Annotated in this window: 2 protein-coding genes and 1 pseudogene; 1 reads left to right on the top strand and 2 read right to left on the bottom strand. The window is 73.2% G+C overall.

Annotation, left to right across the window (positions count from 1 at the left end; all coding sequences use genetic code 11):
• Positions 1 to 37: 37 nt before the first annotated feature.
• Positions 38 to 415: a winged helix-turn-helix domain-containing protein gene (locus AB0G02_RS37755; protein WP_360804569.1), complete on the bottom strand. Its 378-nt coding sequence runs from the start codon at positions 413 to 415 to the stop codon at positions 38 to 40.
• A gap of 46 nt (positions 416 to 461) precedes the next feature.
• Between AB0G02_RS37755 and AB0G02_RS37750 the strand changes: the two genes are divergently transcribed.
• A complete protein-coding gene (locus tag AB0G02_RS37750; protein WP_360804566.1) occupies positions 462 to 1391 on the top strand; it encodes an aldo/keto reductase in 930 nt (309 codons plus the stop codon).
• Positions 1392 to 1460: 69 nt separating this feature from the next.
• Here AB0G02_RS37750 and AB0G02_RS37745 read toward each other — a convergent pair.
• Positions 1461 to 1890: pseudogene (locus AB0G02_RS37745) on the bottom strand (glycoside hydrolase family 2); the annotation flags it as partial.

Below are 1890 nucleotides of genomic sequence, written 5' to 3'. Positions count from 1 at the left end.
GTTGTGGCTGACCGTAACCTCCAGGCCGGACACCTGGCTACTCGCGGGTCGGCTCGGCATGAACGTGCTGACCGCCCTGCTGGAGCAGACGGTCGGTCACGGCCGGCGCGCGCTGCGGGCGGTGTCTCGCCGGCGGGGTCTCCGGTGACCACGACACCCGGGTCGCGGAACCCACCCGGGCCGACAGGTACCCCTCGGCGACGAGCTGCCCGTACGCCTCGGTCACGACCCAGCGCGAGCAGCCGAGCTCCTCCGCGAGCGCCCGGCTCGGTGGCACGGCGGCGCCCTCCGCCAGCCGGCCGTCCCGGATCGCCGTGCGCAACGCGTGCGCCACGCGGTCGTGCAGGCGCCCGCGCTCCCGCGAGCCGAGGTCCAGCAACGTCGCCCACGCGAAATTGGTCCGGGAAACCACCACGGGATTGGAGCGTAATGCCGAGCCGGATCGTCCTACCGTGACGGTCATGATTGACAACCTGGCGCTGGGCGCCATGTGGTTCGGCACGACCACCGACGAGCGCCGGTCGTTCGAGCTGCTGGACCGCTTCGTGGACGCCGGTGGGGTGTGGATCGACACCGCCGACTCCTACGCGTTCTGGGTGGACCCCTCGGGTGCCGGTGGTCGGAGCGAGACCGTGATCGGGCGCTGGCTCGCTGCCCGACCCGGGCTTCGCGACCGCGTCCGGATCAGCACCAAGGTGGGTGCCGCGCCCACTCCGGACGGGCGGTCCGAAGGCCTTTCGGCCGGTGCCGTCAAGAGCGCGGTCGAGGGCAGCCTGCGGCGGCTCGGCACCGACCGCGTCGAGCTGTACTGGGCCCACATGCCCGACCCGGCCACGCCGCTGGAGGAGACGGTCGCCGCGTTCGACGAGCTGGTGGCCGCGGGCGTGGTCGACCGGCTCGGCTGCTCCAACTACCCGATCTGGCAGGTCGAACGGGCGCGGCAGCTCGCGCGGGCCGGCGGCGGCACCGGCTTCACCGCCGTGCAGCAGCACCACACCTACCTGTCCCCGCGGCCCGGCACCCGCCCCACCGTGTCGCACCGGTTCGGCGTCGTCACCGACGAGGTGCTCCACTACCTGGAACACCACCCCGACGTGGCGCTGTGGTCGTACACGCCGCTGCTCAGCGGTGGTTACAGCCGCCCGGACAAGCCGCTGTCCGCCGAGTACGACCACCCCGGCACCACCCGCCGCCTCGCCGCGCTGGACGAGGTCGCCGCCGAGACCGGCACCGGCCGCAACCAGGTGGTGCTGGCGTGGTTGGCCGGGCAGCACCCGGCGGTCACCCCCGTCGTGGGCGTCAGCACGGTCGAGCAGCTGGACGAAGCCGTCGCCGGGGTGTCGCTGGAGCTGACCGCCGAGCAGCGCCGACGCCTGGACGCGGCGGTGTGACGGCCGTGAACCGGGTTCGTCGGGCAGGGCGCACCCGACGAACCCGGTCCTTCCCGCGTCACGTCGGGCTCACGCTCCGGCGGGCAGGCCCGAGCGTGCTTCCGGGACGGTCAGCGGGCGCAGTGTGAGCGTGTACTCGTAGGTGGTGTCCGGGCGCACCTGGTTGCGTTGGCGCACCGGGTTGGGGGTGTCACCGACGCCCGTCACGGCGTGGCTCGCGTGCAGGGTCACCCAGCCCTTGTTGCGCTGGAGCTGGAACGGGTACGCGGCCCGGTCGAGGTCGTCGTACGGGGACACGCTGACGTCCTTCGCGCCGGCCACCAGCAGGCCGCCGGTGCGCCCGTCGGTGAGCAGGGCCCAGCGGGAGTCGGTGTGGTTGCCGTGGTCCTGCGGGCGGTGGTAGTCGACGTACTGCTGGTCCACGGTGGACGAGTGGACGCCGATCGGCGTGCCGTCCTTGCGGTCGACGTAGCTCTCCGCCTCCCGCCCGTACCAGGCG

This window comes from Actinosynnema sp. NPDC023658 (genome assembly GCF_040639995.1).
GTDB lineage: Bacteria > Actinomycetota > Actinomycetes > Mycobacteriales > Pseudonocardiaceae > Actinosynnema.
This window is presented reverse-complemented; position numbering and strand designations above follow the sequence as displayed.

Bases quoted from the DNA above. Each gene is read 5' to 3' on its own strand.
- AB0G02_RS37750 (WP_360804566.1), top strand. From the start codon at position 462: ATGATTGACAACCTGGCGCTGGGCGCCATGTGGTTCGGCACGACCACC.